The organism is Stenotrophomonas sp. GD04024, assembly GCF_029837545.1.
GTDB classification, from domain to species: Bacteria; Pseudomonadota; Gammaproteobacteria; order Xanthomonadales; family Xanthomonadaceae; genus Stenotrophomonas; species Stenotrophomonas forensis.
Genome location: NZ_JAOEDV010000041.1, coordinates 1 through 14,170 on the forward strand (window position 1 = coordinate 1; position 14,170 = coordinate 14,170).

Genomic DNA, 14,170 nt, shown 5'->3' on the forward strand with positions numbered 1-14,170 from the left:
GGTGCGGCTGGCGGTCCTGGTCACAGGCTTCAGCCAGGCGCAGCCAGCAGTGCGGATGTGGCCACGTCGCGGTCTGCTGCTGCAGGAAGCGATGCAGCGCCAGCGGCGCATGGTCCTGCGGCTGGGCCACGGTGAACAGCACGCCCGGCAGGGTGCCCTCGTCCGCGTCCGGATCGGTCACGGTGTAGTCCGGGCGGCTGTGCGACCAGACCTGCCAACCCTGTGCTTCGGCGGCTTCAACAAAGGCGTTCCAGGCCTCTTCGCCCGGGTGCGCGCCATCGATCAGCCAGCTGCGGGCAAAGCCGCCGCGCTCCAGCACATGCACCTGTGCGTAGGTCGGGATGAAGTGTTCGCGCGCTTCCTCCTCTTCCGGTGCCGGATGCACCAGCGCGGCGTCGAACACCACCCAGTCGCCCACCTGCTGGGCGCGGTTGGCCGGTGCGTTCTCGACGATGCGCGCGGTGACCGGGCCACTGCGGCGCGCGTAATACTCCATCGGCTCGCCATGCTCTTCGCTGCGGATGATCACCCAGCCCCACGGCTCCTCGACCACGCCGTCCTGGCTGGACAGCTCCATGCCGATCGCCGCCGCCGAGCGGCGCACTGCGTCCCAGTCGCGCGCCGCGCTGGCGGCGCTCATGTGATCCCAGTGCGCGGCGTTGGGTTCTTCCAGCAGCTCCACCAGCTGCGCATAGCAGGCCTGCGCCTCACTGAAGCGGCCGGTTTCCATGTACATCCGCGCCAGCGTACCGCGCGCACCGTGCGAACCCGGCGAGGCCGCCAGCAGGGCCAGCGCGGCCTGCTCCAGCGCCGGCCAGTCGGACACGCGGCGTGCGCGTTGCACCTCGCACCAGTGCGCGAACACCGGCACGCTGCTGCGATAGACGTCGGCCAGGCGACGCAGGCCATCGTCGTCGCCCTGCTCGGTCAGCCAGCGCATCAGGGTGTAGGCCGCCGGGCCGTCTTCCTGCGCGTGCGCCTGCACGAACTGCCACAGCAGCGCGCGCGCCTCGGCCTGCGCACCGCAGGCAGCCAGCGCAGAAGCCGCCGTCTCGGCCAGTGCTTCGTCATCGGGCAATTGCGCCTGCGCCTGCAGCAGCCATTGCGCCTCGCGTTCGGGGTCACGCGACTGGTTCTGCTCGCCCTGCTCGCTCAGCCAGGCCAGCAGGTCGCCCGCGGGAACCGGCAGCGGCGCCACCTCCGGCAACGCCTCGATGCGCGCCGCCAGCCCAGCCACCAGCGCCGCCGCACCGCGGTCCTGGCGCAACTGCGCCAGATGGGTGCGGGCCAGTGCCAACTGGCGCTGCGCGACCCAGCGCGCACCGCGCTGCAGGGCCAGCTCCAGGCTCAGCGCAGCCACTTCGATCAGCAGGCGGTGCGAACCGACCTGGGCGAAGTGCTCGATGATGGTGGAGTAACGCGTGCCCAGATCCCAGGTGTTGCGTGCCGGATCGCGCTGGCACAGCGCCGCGGCGGTGTTCGCCCACAGCCGCCAGTAGGTGGGGGTCAGTTCACTCCAGGGCACCAGCTGCTGCAGCGCCTCTTCATCGCGTCCCAGCTGGGCCAGCGCCCAGGCCTTGGACAGGCGGCGCGGCACCGTGCAGTTGGCCGGCTCGTACTCACCGGACGCGGCCACTTCGGCCTCGCGCTTCTCGATCAGCAGCAGCGCCTCCTCGGCGCGCCCCATGCCCAGCAGGATCTTGATCTGCATCTCCGGGAAGCTGTCGAACACTTCCTTGCCACAGGCCTCGATCGCATCGGACTGCACCTGCAGGTAGTCGAGCGCATCCTGGCCCCGGCCATCATCGAGCAGCGCGTCGGCCTTCTCGCAGCTCAGGCACTGGAAGCAGGCCCAGCCGGGATTGATGCGCGCCAGCGTTTCATCGCACACCTCGATGCGCTCGGGCACCCAGCCGGGGCCATCGATGTTGCCGTAGCAGGCGGCCAGGTCCTGGGTTACGCAGATCGACTGCGGGCACTCCAGCGTGTCCTCGCGGTGCGCCCGCTCGAACAGCGCCACCGCTTCGCCCAGCGCGCTCTCGCCCTCGACACGATTGCCGACACGGTTACGCAGCGCCCAATGGCCGACGTAGACGTCGACCCACGGATTGTCCAGCGCCTTGCCCAGCGCGCGCGCCTCGGGCAGCAGCGCGTCGACGCGGTCGACACGCAGTTCACTCACCTCGTCGGCGAGGCGGTTCAGCAGGTGCGCGTTCTGCGCCTGGCCGGCCTGACGCAGGTCGCCCTGCAGTTTTTCGACCCAGTTCCAGATGTCCATGGGATAAGTGCTCCTGTCTAGCGAAGGCTGGATGAGAGGGAGACGGTGCTCAGCGCAGCATCTGCTGCAGGGCACCGGCAATATCGGAGAAGGCGCCGTTGAGATCCGGCCCCGGCGTGGCGGTCGCGCGGGCCAGCGGACGGCCCTGCGCGGCAACGATGATCTTCAGCGAGCGCAGCAGGCGCGCCGCGGCTTCGGCCTGCGGATGGCCCTCGCGCTGGGCGCGCAGCAGCGCCTGTACCGCCGGATTGTCGAGATTGAGATACAGCCGCGACGGCGCGCGCGATTCGATGCGCGCGGTGAACTGCCGCGCCAGGCGCAGCGCCGCCATCGACACACGCTTGTCGTTCTCGTCGTCTTCCAGGCGCTGCTTCAGTTCGGCCTCGCGGTCGGGCACCACCACCACCGGCAGCGCCTCCGGGCTGAAGCGCGCCGGCAGCAGCTGCTCACCGTCACCCAGCTGCTCACGCAACCATGCCAACTGTGTTTCGTCGAGGCTGTCGTCGCTGCGGAACAACGCACGGTTGCCCTGCTCGGTGCCGAGTTCGACCAGGCGCAGGCCCTTGGCCTGGGCCCAGCGCCGCAGGAACGGCACCACCGCATAGCGATGGCCATGCGCGACCGGCACGCCCATCGCGCGGAACAGCATTTCCTCGAAGCCGCCACCGTTGTCGAGGATCACGTGCACGGCACCGCGCGCCGGCAATGCACTGGCCGGCAGGTCGCCCTGCGAGGTCGGCACGCGCACGTGTTCCAGCAGCAGGTCGAACAGGCGGTCATCACAGAGTGCCGCGCCCAGCAGCGCCTCGTTGTGACGGGTCAATACGCGCCGCCACGCTTCCGGCTGCTGCCGCGCGATGTCGGCCAGGCCGTCGATCAATGCCTCCAGCAACGCATGCTGCACGGCACGGTACTGGTCATCGCGCTGCAGGTCTTCGCGGCTGGCGGTGGGCGTGAGACGGGATGATTCGATCACCCCGCCGATGAACCCGGCCCACGGCGGCAGCAAGTCGCGCGCATCATCGTCCAGCAGCATGCCGCGCACGAACACCGACAGGTTGCGGTTGTCGCTGGTGCCATAGGTGGCGCCGTCCTGCACCCACAGCAGGCCGGTGGCATCACTGTGGCCATCGGCACGCAGCGGCACGGTGACGATCGGTTCGAAATCGTGCTCGAAGCGAGCGGCGAACTGCAGCGCCTGCCGGCGCGCCTGCACCGGATGCAGCGCGACATCCTGCTGGCCGCGCCACGGCGGCGGCTCAGGGTTGAGCGCCTCGGCTGCGGCGCCGATGAAGATCGGCTCGGACAGCAGCGCGCAGTAGCGGCCCAGCACCTCGTGCAGGCGCGCCTCGTTGGCCAGCGGCAGGAAATCCGGATGCAGCTCCAGCTCCACCTCGGTGCCGACCGCACGTGCCGGCACTTCGCTGACCGTGTACTGCTCGGCGTTGCTGGACACGTACAGATGGCCCAGCTCGGGCGTCTGGTAGGAAGTGGTGCGCACGCTGACCCGGCGCGCCAGCACGAACGCCGACAGGAAGCCCAGGCCGAACATGCCGATCAGGCCATCGTCGTCCTCGCCGCCCTGGCGCAGGCCACGGGTGTAACCAACGCCGACGGTGGCGAGGTAGTCATGGATTTCCTGGCGGGTCAGGCCGGCGCCGGTATCGGTGATGCGCAGCACGCCGGCACCGGCATCGACCTGCACCGCGATGCGCGAGGGTACGTCGACGCCGGGCTGCTCGATGCGGCGACGGATGATCGAGTCGTGCGCGTTCTGCACCAGTTCGCGCAGCGCCACCATCGGGGTGGAATACAGGTGCTTGCCCAGCACCGTCATCAGTCCATTGAGATCGACCCCGGCGCGACGGATTTCGGCGTTGGGGGCGGTGAGCGCGGTGTCCTGCATGTAATCGTTTACTCCTGGGCACGGAAAGACGCCAGAGGGCGCCTTCGTCGAGCGGGAAAAACTAGCACAGCAAGCCTGACCGGTACCGTGTCGGCCGCCGCATCCACGTAGAGTCGAGCTTGCTCGACTGCTGTTCTGCCAGCAGTCGGGCAAGCTCGACTCTACGTAACCTGCATCACGCCGCGTCGATGGCCTCGGACAACCGCTCCACCGCGATCACTTCCATGCCCTTCACCGAGCCGCCCTTGGGCGCGTTGGCCTTGGGCACGATGGCGCGCTTGAACCCATGGGTGGCGGCCTCGCGCAGGCGGTCTTCGCCATTGGGCACCGGGCGGATCTCGCCGGACAGGCCGACCTCGCCAAAGGCAATCGTCTTCTCCGCCAGCGGCCGGTCCTGCAGCGAGGACAGCACCGCCAGCAGCACCGGCAGGTCGGCGGCGGTTTCCTGCACGCGGATGCCACCGACCACATTGACGAACACGTCCTGGTCGCCAACCAGCACGCCGCCGTGGCGGTGCAGCACCGCCAGCAGCATGGCCAGGCGGTTCTGCTCCAGGCCAACGGCGACACGGCGCGGATTCGACAGCGGCGAGGCATCGACCAGCGCCTGCACCTCCACCAGCAGCGGCCGGGTGCCCTCGCGGGTGACCATCACGCAGCTGCCTGGCTGGTGGGTACTGCCCCCGGACAGGAAGATCGCCGACGGATTGGAGACCTCCTTCAGGCCCTTGTCGCCCATCGCGAACACGCCCAGCTCGTTGACCGCGCCGAAGCGGTTCTTGAACGCGCGCAACAGGCGGAAGCGGCTGCCGCTCTCACCCTCGAAGTACAGCACCGCATCGACCATGTGCTCCAGCACGCGCGGGCCAGCGATGCCGCCTTCCTTGGTCACGTGGCCGACCAGAAACACGGCGGTGCCGGTCTCCTTGGCGAAGCGCACCAGCCGTGCCGCGCTCTCGCGCACCTGGCTGACCGAGCCCGGCGCGGCGGTCAGGCTTTCGGTCCACAGGGTCTGCACCGAATCGGCCACGATCAGCCGCGGGCCGGCCCTGGACGCATGCTGCAGGATCGATTCAACCCCGGTCTCGGCCAGCGCATTGACGCCGTCCAGCGGCAGTTCCAACCGGTGTGCACGGCCGGCCACCTGGGCCAGCGATTCTTCGCCGGTGACATACAGCACCGGCAGCTCCGCCGCCATCTTGGCCACCGCCTGCAGCAGCAGGGTCGACTTGCCGATGCCCGGATCGCCACCCACCAGCACCACCGCACCTTCGACCAGGCCGCCGCCCAGCACGCGGTCGAACTCGCCGATGCCGGTGGAAACCCGACGGTGCTCGGTCTGCTCGACATCCTTCAGGGCGGTGATCTTCGGCGGGTCGATCTTGCCGGCCCAGCCGGCCCGGCGCGAGGCCGGCGCCTTGGCCGCCGCCGCGCTCTCCAGCACGATCTCCGACAGCGAGTTCCAGGCATTGCACTCGGTGCACTGGCCCTGCCACTTGCTGTATTCGGCGCCGCATTCATTGCAGACGTAGGCGGTGCGGGCTTTGGCCATCGGATGATTTCCAGCAACGGGAACAGGCGTGGCAGGATAGCCGAGCCGGGTCGCAGGTGCTGCGACCGCTCAAGTCCCGCCCACCCGCGCCGATAGGGGTCGCGGGCGTGCGCCTTGCGGGCGCCCCTCCTTTCTCCCACTGGATTCAACATGACTGGCAGTTACAGTCAGAGCCTGGTTGCCATCTCGCTGCTGGTGGCCATTCTTGCTTCGTACACGGCGCTGGACATGGCCGGCCGCCTGGCCACCGCCGAAGGCCGCGTGGCCCGCTGGTGGCTTGCAGGGGGCGCGGCGGCGATGGGCCTGGGCATCTGGTCGATGCACTTCATCGGCATGCTGGCCTTCGACCTGCCGATTCCGGTCGGCTACGACCTCGGCATCACCCTGTACTCGCTGGCGGTCTCCATGGGTGCCTCGGCCTATGCGCTGTGGCTGGTGTCGCGGCCCAGCCTGCCGTGGCGACGGCTGCTGGCCGGCGCGGTGCTGATGGGGCTGGGCATCGCCACCATGCACTACCTGGGCATGGCGGCGATGCGCATGCAGCCCGGCATCGATTACCACCCGGGCTGGTTCGCCGCGTCGATCGCGGTGGCCATCGGTGCCGCCGGCGCCGCGCTGTGGATCGCCTTCCGCCTGCGTGCCGAGCAGCGCAACACCCTCCTCCTGCGCGCGCTCGCTTCGCTGGTGATGGGCCTGGCCATCGTCGGCATGCATTACACCGGCATGGCCGCGGCGCGCTTCCCCGAAGGCAGCATCTGCGGCGCGGTTGGCAGCGGTGCCATCGACACCCGCTGGCTGGCGGTGCTGGTGATCGTCACCACCGTGGCCACGCTGGGCATCGCGCTGGTTGCCTCGCTCTTCGACCGGCAGATGCGCGTGCGCACCGGGCTGCTGGCCGATTCGCTGGCGCGCGCCAACAACAAGCTGATCCAGGCCGCGCTGCACGACCCGCTCACCCAGCTGCCCAACCGCATGCTGCTGCAGGACCGCATCGAGCAGGCCATCGAGAAGGCGCGCCGCCGCGGCCACACGGTGGCGGTGATGTTCTGCGACCTGGACGGTTTCAAGGCGGTCAACGATGCCTACGGCCACCAGCTCGGCGACCGCCTGCTGGTGGCGGTGGCGCAGCGCATCGGCGGCCTGCTGCGGCCGCAGGACACCTTCGCCCGCCTCGGCGGCGACGAGTTCGTGATCGTGCTGGCCATCGACATTCCCGACGATGCGGTGGTGGTGGCCGAGCGCATCATCGCCGCGGCCGGCGAGCCGTTCACGCTGGATGCGGCCGAACTGCAGGTCAGTGCCAGCCTCGGCATCGCGCTGTACCCGGACGATGCCGGCAACGAGCGCGAGCTGATGGCGCATGCCGATGCGGCGATGTACCACACCAAGGAAACCGGCCGGAACGGCTACACCTTCTTCACCCCGTCGATGCAGCTGAGCGCCAACCGCCAGCTGCGCCTGCTGCAGGACCTGCGCAAGGCCATCGCCCGCGATGAACTGATCCTGCATTACCAACCCAAGTTCCCCGCCGCAGGCGCACCGGCCACCGGCGCCGAGGCGCTGCTGCGCTGGCAGCACCCGGAGCTGGGCCTGCTGGCCCCGGACGTGTTCATCCCCATCGCCGAGCGCAGCGGCCTGATCCTGCCGATCGGCGACTGGGTGCTGGACCGTGCGTGTGCGCAGCTGCGTGCGTGGCACGAGGCCGGCCATGCGGAATGGTCGATGGCGGTAAACCTGTCGCCGCTGCAGTTCGCCTCGCCGGCGCTGCTGGACAGCGTGCGCGAGGTGCTGCAGCGGCACCGGATCGAACCGGCACGGCTGACCCTGGAGATCACCGAGACCACGGCGATGAAGGACGTCGATGCCAGCCTGGCGATCCTCAACGACCTCACCGCGATGGGCGTGCACATTGCCATCGACGATTTCGGCACCGGCTATTCCAGCCTGCTCTACCTCAAGCGCATGCCGGCCACCGAACTGAAGATCGACCGCGCCTTCGTGCACGACCTGGAATGCAATGACGAGGACGCCGCCATCGTCTCGTCGATCATCGCGCTGGGCCGCACCCTGCAGCTGCAGGTGGTGGCCGAAGGCGTGGAGACGCAGGCGCAGCGCGAGTACCTGAGCGAGCTGGGCTGCGACCAGCTGCAGGGGTACCACCTGGGCCGGCCGATGGAGGCCGACGAGTTCCTGCGCAAGGTGGCGGGGTAGAGCCGGCCGCTGGCCGGCTTCCCGCGATTGCCGGCCAGCGGCCGGCACTACCGCACCAAACAAAAAGGCCGCCCCAGGGCGGCCTTTCTGCGTGGCAACGTCGCGAGGACGTCAGTGCATCATGTGCACGTTCATGTTGTGCATGACCCACAGGGTACCGACCACGATGATGCCGATCACCACCACGGTGAAGGCCGCAGCGTTGACGTTCCAGCGGCTTTCCGAAGAGCGGTCCAGGTGCAGGAAGAACACCAGGTGGACCAGCATCTGCAGTACCGCGGTGATCGCGATCACCACACCGTTGACGGTGCGCGAGAAATCGCCCGACATCACCATCCAGAACGGGATGACGGTCAGCACCACCGCCAGCACGAAGCCGATCAGGTACGACTTCACGGTGCCATGGCTTTCGCCGCCGGTGCCGTGGTCGTGTGCATGGTTGTCATGTGCCATTACAGCGCTCCATTGAGGTAGACGACGGAGAACACGCCGATCCAGATCAGGTCCAGGAAGTGCCAGAACAGGCTCAGGCACGCCATGCGGGTCTTGTTGGTCGGGGTCAGGCCGTACTTCTTCAGCTGCACGAACATCACCAACAGCCACAGCAGGCCGGCGCTGACGTGCAGGCCGTGGGTGCCGACCAGGGCGAAGAACGCCGACAGGAAGGCACTGCGGTCCGGACCGTAGCCCTGGTGGATCAGGTGCTGGAATTCCCACACTTCCATGCACATGAAGCCGAAGCCCAGCAGCCAGGTGATGGCCAGCCACAGGTACATCTGGCCCATCTGCTTGCGGTGCATGGCGATCATGCCCAGGCCGAAGGTCAGCGACGAGGTCAGCAGCAGCGCGGTTTCCCACGCCACGAACGGCAGCTCGAACAGGTCCTTCGCGCCGGGGCCGCCATCGGTACCGCCGGACAGCACCACGTAGGTGGCAAACAGCGAGGCGAAGATGAGGCAGTCGCTCATCAGGTACACCCAGAAACCGAAGACGGTGTTGCCGCCGGTGTCGTGGTGCTCGTGGTCGTCATGGCCATGGGCCGCCGCATGCGCGGCGTGCCCGTGGCTCAGGGTCGAGGTATTGGTGCTCATGCCTTCAGCTCCGACTTCACCAGGCCCTGGTTTTCCAGGTGCTTGCGGTGTTCGTTCTCGATGCGTTCCACCTCGGCGGCCGGGACCCAGTAGTCCACGTCCTGGTCGAAGGTGCGGTAGATGAACGTGGCGATCATGCCGACGAAGCCGACGATGGCCAGCCACCAGATGTGCCAGATCATCGCGAAGCCGAACACCAGGCTGAAGGCACCGATGACCACGCCCGTGCCGGTGTTGCGCGGCATGTGGATGTCGGTGTACTTGGCCGGCTTCGGCCAGGCCTCACCGCGCTGCTTGCGCTCCCAGAAATCGTCCAGCTCGGTGACTTCCGGCAGCGTGCCGAAGTTGTAGAAGGCCGGCGGCGAAGAGGTTTCCCACTCGAGCGTACGGGCATCCCACGGGTCGCCGGTCAGGTCGGCAGTCTTCTTGCGGTCGCGGATCGACACGGCCACCTGGATGATCTGGCACAGGATGCCGGCGCCGACGATGAAGGCACCTGCAGCGGCCACCAGCAGCAGCGGCTCGTAGGCCGGGTTGACGGTGCTCTGCAGACGACGGGTCATGCCCATGAAGCCCAGCACGTACATCGGCATGAAGGTCACATAGAAGCCGATGAACCAGCACCAGAACGCGCACTTGCCCCAGAACTCATTGAGGCGGAAGCCGAACATCTTCGGCCACCAGTAGGTGATGCCGGCGAACATGCCGAACACCACGCCGCCGATGATGACGTTGTGGAAGTGGGCGATCAGGAACAGGCTGTTGTGCAGCACGAAGTCGATGGCCGGGATCGCCAGCATCACGCCGGTCATGCCGCCGATGGTGAAGGTGACCATGAAGCCGATGGTCCACAGCACGGGCGTGGTGAACTGCACGCGACCGCGGAACATGGTGAACAGCCAGTTGAAGATCTTCACGCCGGTCGGGATCGAGATGATCATCGTCGTGATGCCGAAGAAGGCATTGACGTTGGCACCCGAGCCCATGGTGAAGAAGTGGTGCAGCCACACGATGAACGACAGCACGCCGATGCAGGCGGTGGCGTAGACCATGCCCTTGTAGCCGAACAGCGCCTTGCGCGAGAAGGTCGCGATGACTTCGGAGAACACACCGAACGCCGGCAGGACCAGGATGTACACCTCCGGGTGGCCCCAGATCCAGATCAGGTTGATGTACAGCATGGCGTTGCCGCCACCGTCATTGGTGAAGAAGTGCGTACCCAGGTAACGGTCCAGGGTCAGCAGCACCAGGGTGATGGTCAGCACCGGGAAGGCGGCGACGATCAGCACGTTGGTCACCAGGGCGGTCCAGGTGAACACCGGCATCTGCATCAGCTTCATGCTGGGGGTACGCATCTTCAGGATGGTGATGAAGAAGTTGATACCGCTCAGCGTGGTACCCAGGCCTGCGACCTGTAGACCCCAGATGTAGTAGTCCATGCCGACGCTTGGACTGTATTCGATGCCCGACAACGGCGGGAACGCCAGCCAACCGGTGGCAGCGAACTCACCGATCCACAGCGACAGCATGATCAGCACCGCACCGGACACGAACAGCCAGAAGCTGAGCGAGTTGACGAACGGGAACGCGACGTCGCGCGCACCGATCTGCAGCGGCACGGCCAGGTTCATCAGGCCGGTGATCAGCGGCATCGCCACGAAGAAGATCATGATCACGCCGTGGGCGGTGAAGATCTGGTCGTAGTGGTGCGGCGGCAGGTAACCCTCGGACCCGCCGACGGCGAGCGCCTGCTGGGTACGCATCATGATGGCGTCGGAGAAACCGCGCAGCAGCATGACGAAGGCGACGATGAGGTACATCACGCCGATCTTCTTGTGGTCCACCGAGGTGAACCACTCCTTCCACAGATAGCCCCACAGCTTGAACTTGGTGATCAGGGCCATGACGCCCAGGCCACCCAGCACCGCGCCGACCAGGGTGGTCAGCACGATCGGATCGTGGGGGATCGACTCAATAGAGAGTTTTCCCAACATGTTCATTCTCCCGAACCCGCGTGGCCGGCATGGCCTGCGTGTTCGTGTTCGTTGGCATCCAGGTTTTCACCCGATTCCTTGGAATCATGCGCGTCACTGGGGGCGTGGCCCTCGTGCGCTTCATGGCTGGCGGCATCGGCAGCGGCGGCACCGGCGTGTTCGTGCTTCATGCCGTAGTGCTTGTTGTCGCCCATGTGCTTGGCGATGACCCAGTTGAACAGGCCTTCTTCGGTCTTGCCGAAGTAGGTGACCGGGTACCACTCGGCGTTGCGTGCTTCACCCAGGGCCTTGAACGAGGCCTTGTCCAGGGTCTGCTCGCCGGCACGTACCTGGTCCAGCCACTGGCGGTATTCGGCATCGGTGACCGAGTAGGCGGTGAAGTGCATCTTGGCGAAGCCCGCGCCGCTGTAGTGCGAGGACATGCCCGGGAATTCACCGGTCTCGTTGGCGATCAGATGGAGCTTGGTCTCCATCGCAGCCATCGAGTAGATCATGCTGCCCAGGTGCGGGATGAAGAAGGCATTCATCACCGTGTCGGACGTGATCTTGAAGTTCAGCGGCGTGTTGACCGGGAACTTGATTTCGTTGACGACCGCCACCTTCTCTTCCGGATAGATGAACAGCCACTTCCAGTCCAGCGAGATCGCCTCGATGGTGACCGGCTTGACGTCCGATTCCAGCGGCTTGTACGGGTCAAGCGCGTGCGACGAACGCCAGGTCAGGACCGCCAGCACCAGCACGATCATGCACGGAATGGACCACACCACCACCTCGATCGCCGTCGAGTGGGACCACTTCGGCTCGTAACGGGCCTTGGTGTTGGAGGCGCGATACTTCCACGCGAAGGTCAGGGTCATGATGATGACCGGGATGACGACCAGCAGCATGAGCACGGTAGCCGTGATCAGCAGGGTCTTCTCATCCTGGCCGATCTGGCCCTTCGGACTGAGGATGGCCACGGCATCGCAGCCGGTGAGCATCACCAGCAACGACAGCAGCAGGCCCGGGCGCAACCAGCGCCCAAGGGTTTTCAACGGAATCATCGGTCGATCCAATTGCGAGGGAATGCCGTTCCCCGTCCTGCCTGTTCCGGCCAAAGCCGGTCCCACCGGTCCGGGGACAGGCAGGGAGGTGGGGTCGAGTCAGCCCTACAATTTTAGGCCGTCACCCACCATTTAAGAAAGGCATTGACAATGATCGAGCGCAGGAAAGGCGCCGATCTGGCTGCGACACGTTGTCGCACCGCGTGCGCGCGGGCCGTCCAGCCGCACGGGCACGCAGCGTAACACCGGGCCCGGCCACGCCAAAGCCACCTCACCGGCAAAGCCTGCTGAATGTGTTCAGCCATGCACGAAACGTTAGGACGGCCTGACTTCCCTGCACACCAGCTCGGCCAGTTCCCTGCATGCGAAGAACAGCCCCTCGACGACGCCCTCGTCCAGATGGCGGTCGGGCGTGGCCATGGATTCGCAGCGACTGGCCGCATGCAGCATCTCTACCGCCGTCTGGATGCCCACGGCCGCGCGGTCGATCCTGGCCAGGGACTGGCGGCGGCCGTCAGACAGGTTCTCTTCCGGCCACAGCATGCCGTCGGAGCCTTCGCCATCGCGGATGCGCTTGAGGCAGCCCTGGAAGGTGCTGAGATCAAAGGACGGGTTGTCGTCGTCGTTGGTGGGTTCATCGACGGGGAATGGCGGAATCTTGCGAGTGGTCATGGCGTCGGCTTCCGTGGCTGTACTTAACACTGCCACCGCGCGGAAGCGGGTGGCGGACGGTGCGGGTTCCAAACCGGGCATAGCTAAACCGGCGGGTCCGAAGACCCCCACGCACCGCCCGCCATATAGGCCGACGGATTGCCAGCCGGCACCGTTTCAGAGCGGTGCCGGCTGGCAAGCGTTTACAGCTATGCGCGGGTTTGGATGCCCGGCCACCCTTTTTCGGTGGCGCGCCATGGTGTATACGCCTGCACCTTCGATTCAATGAGAAAAATCCGAAAGGTTCGGATGCATCGAAAGGAGCGGTACGAATTGTTGCATGCGCAGTACATGGCGGGGGCGACTCGAGAAGACGCGAGTGCGCTGATGGAAAGGCGGAGGCGACACCCGGTGCCGCAAATGGGCTGCAGGCCCTTAAGGCCAGTGACGTTTCCCGCTTACCAATAGTTGTATGAAGCAGCCTGGCCGAATGGATAGACAGTTGGCGGCGCCGTGGGATTTGTCGCAACTGGCGGACCAAGCATGCAGAATGCGACAGGCGATTGGCTTCCGTTTTGCCATCCATGGGCTGGCACTACTGTGCAATGCCACCCCTCCAGCCGGCGGCCATGGCGCTGCGCTACCGAAGCACAAACAGAATGCCTCGACCAGAAGCGTGGCTTTTCATTGCAACTGAAGCCGCAAGCAGAAATCGAACCTACGATTCGTCGCTTGGGAGTCGACATCAGTAACTATTCACTCGCCTTTCGCATCAGGCGGTCCAGGGATGGAAACGACGAAATCAATGATCTCTTCGATCTCCAGGCCTCGTTGATTGGGCTCATCGTCAGCTCCCAAACCAGTCTCCAACAACTCCTGAACCAATGCATTGATCAGCCACTCGCGATCACGTTCAACTGGGTTTACAAAGCCTTCTTCAGGCAACTGAAAGTTGTGCTTCGCTGCGATTTCAATCAACAGGGATTGCAGACGGGAGGAGATAGACCGTGTCATTTCACTTCACCTTTGGGTTTCTCAAGCCATCGCTGTTTCTTGACATTGCAGTTATGACTTTCCCTTCGCCATTCAGGACCACCTTCGCATCCTTCCCGGTATAGCAGTCTTGCCACCGGCCTGCTCGGCGACCTTCGCGGGTTCTTTATACCGCCACCGAGAACCCGGAGGTGGAGCGAACTGAGCGACACGACAATTCCGCGCTGCCAGCCATGGGCTGGCACTACTGGGGTTGCCGGCCAGCGGCCGGCACTACCAGAGCCACAAACAAAAAGCCCCGGCCAAGGCCGGGGCTTTTCATTACAACTGGTGCCGGAAACAGGAGTCGAACCTGCGACCTACGCATTACGAATGCGCCGCTCTACCAACTGAGCTATTCCGGCGGAGCCCGCGATTTTACGGGCTGGGCGCCCCGGCGGTCAATCCACCC

10 protein-coding genes and 1 tRNA gene are annotated in these 14,170 nt (G+C 65.9%); 1 reads left to right on the forward strand and 10 read right to left on the reverse strand.

The window, feature by feature from the left end:
* The 3 genes from N7590_RS13755 to radA form a co-directional block, all read right to left on the reverse strand.
* On the reverse strand, positions 1–2,278 hold a 2,278-nt coding region (locus N7590_RS13755), incomplete at its 3' end, for a tetratricopeptide repeat protein (protein WP_279935640.1).
* A 49-nt stretch (positions 2,279–2,327) separates the two neighbouring features.
* Positions 2,328–4,184, reverse strand: coding sequence for an ATP-binding protein (locus N7590_RS13760; protein WP_164241769.1), 1,857 nt, complete (start codon positions 4,182–4,184; stop codon positions 2,328–2,330).
* A gap of 175 nt (positions 4,185–4,359) precedes the next feature.
* Complete coding sequence (gene radA, locus N7590_RS13765; RefSeq protein WP_006425111.1) at positions 4,360–5,736, reverse strand: DNA repair protein RadA; 1,377 nt, start codon at positions 5,734–5,736, stop codon at positions 4,360–4,362.
* 150 nt (positions 5,737–5,886) lie between these two features.
* Here radA and N7590_RS13770 point away from each other — a divergent pair, with 150 nt between their 5' ends.
* Complete coding sequence (locus tag N7590_RS13770) at positions 5,887–7,947, forward strand: bifunctional diguanylate cyclase/phosphodiesterase (RefSeq protein ID WP_164241770.1); 2,061 nt, start codon at positions 5,887–5,889, stop codon at positions 7,945–7,947.
* Positions 7,948–8,058: 111 nt separating this feature from the next.
* On the opposite strand, the gene cyoD is transcribed toward N7590_RS13770, so the two are convergent.
* The 7 genes from cyoD to N7590_RS13805 all read right to left on the reverse strand — a co-directional run bounded on the left by cyoD (position 8,059) and on the right by N7590_RS13805 (position 14,123).
* Positions 8,059–8,400 (reverse strand): cytochrome o ubiquinol oxidase subunit IV, encoded by a 342-nt coding sequence (gene cyoD / locus N7590_RS13775; protein ID WP_005408584.1) that lies wholly within the window; start codon positions 8,398–8,400, stop codon positions 8,059–8,061.
* Positions 8,400–9,038 (reverse strand): cytochrome o ubiquinol oxidase subunit III, encoded by a 639-nt coding sequence (gene cyoC, locus N7590_RS13780; protein ID WP_006425005.1) that lies wholly within the window; start codon positions 9,036–9,038, stop codon positions 8,400–8,402. The genes cyoD and cyoC overlap by 1 nt, the downstream gene beginning before the upstream one ends.
* On the reverse strand, positions 9,035–11,032 hold the full coding sequence (gene cyoB, locus N7590_RS13785; protein WP_040008505.1) for a cytochrome o ubiquinol oxidase subunit I: 1,998 nt from the start codon (positions 11,030–11,032) through the stop codon (positions 9,035–9,037). The genes cyoC and cyoB overlap by 4 nt, the downstream gene beginning before the upstream one ends.
* 2 nt (positions 11,033–11,034) lie before the next feature.
* Positions 11,035–12,075, reverse strand: a complete 1,041-nt coding sequence (gene cyoA, locus N7590_RS13790; protein WP_008267587.1) for a ubiquinol oxidase subunit II — start codon at positions 12,073–12,075, stop codon at positions 11,035–11,037.
* A 315-nt stretch (positions 12,076–12,390) separates the two neighbouring features.
* Positions 12,391–12,747: a hypothetical protein gene (locus tag N7590_RS13795; protein WP_164241782.1), complete on the reverse strand. Its 357-nt coding sequence runs from the start codon at positions 12,745–12,747 to the stop codon at positions 12,391–12,393.
* Positions 12,748–13,482: 735 nt separating this feature from the next.
* Positions 13,483–13,740, reverse strand: a complete 258-nt coding sequence (locus N7590_RS13800) for a hypothetical protein (protein ID WP_053510619.1) — start codon at positions 13,738–13,740, stop codon at positions 13,483–13,485.
* A 307-nt stretch (positions 13,741–14,047) separates the two neighbouring features.
* Positions 14,048–14,123 (reverse strand) — tRNA-Thr (locus N7590_RS13805).
* Positions 14,124–14,170: the final 47 nt, after the last annotated feature.